We start from the raw sequence: 976 nt of genomic DNA, 5'->3' as shown, positions 1-976 counted from the left end.
TGCAATGGCGCATCTTGCCAACAGGGTCACAACAGAACTGGAAGCGGCGCGCGAAAGTGAACTATTTAAGAACCAGCAGAAGCTTGAACAAGCTCACACAAACCTGAGAAATCTGTTGGATGGAGCTGGCGACGCGTTATTCGTAATCGACTCGGAAACCGGCAGATACGTTGATATCAATCAGCGCGCCTGCACTTCGCTTGGGTATACGCGCGAGGAATTGCTAGAGTTACGGTCGACAGATGTTGGGGTGACGTCTAGAGGCCATGACATAAGAGAAACCGTTGCCGGACTTTCCCCCGGGGAATCGTTTACCCGCATTGGCGCTCAGATCCGCAAAGACGGTACTCTTTTGCCTGTGGAAGTCCGGGTTTCTGCCTCTGACATCCGAGAGGAATCCAGGTTGGTTGTTATTGCGCGAGATATCACTGATCGCCTCGAATCTGAAAAAGCTCTGAAACACAGCGAAGAGCGTTATCGCGAGCTGTTTGAACAATATCCGATACCAACAATGGAAAGCGACTTTTCTGCCTTGAAACGCGAGTTGGATGAGATGCAATCCGCGGCTGGAGCTGTTGATATCAATGATTGGCTAACGGATCGGGATGTGTTGAGACGGCTTCACAAGATGATAATCCGCCGCGGGATAAGCGACTCGCTTAACAAGCTCTATGGCGTAGATTCGCAGGATGCAATGTTAAAGCATTTGAAGGCGCGGCCAGAACGCGACGAGGTTCTTGCGGCTTTTCGAGAGATATTGGTGACATTCTATAATGGGGCCACAGTTTACGAGAAGGAATTGCAAGAGCCTGACACTGCCGGAAGGGAAATGACCCTACAACTTAGGTACTTCCTGTCTCCAGGCAGTCGGGACAATTGGGGCCGCGTCTTGACAACCGTAGAAGATGTCACGGAGCGTAGGGCCACAGAACAGGCGTTGCGGCACGCGCAGAAAATGGAGGCCATAGGTCAACTT

At 51.4% G+C, this 976-nt stretch carries 1 protein-coding gene; it reads left to right on the top strand.

The window, feature by feature from the left end; all coding sequences use genetic code 11:
• Positions 1 to 976, top strand: a 976-nt coding sequence (locus AC2T28_RS24935) for a PAS domain S-box protein (protein WP_486751299.1), incomplete at both ends; no start/stop codon positions are given.

This window comes from Parasedimentitalea nitratireducens, assembly GCF_057444295.1.
This window is presented reverse-complemented; position numbering and strand designations above follow the sequence as displayed.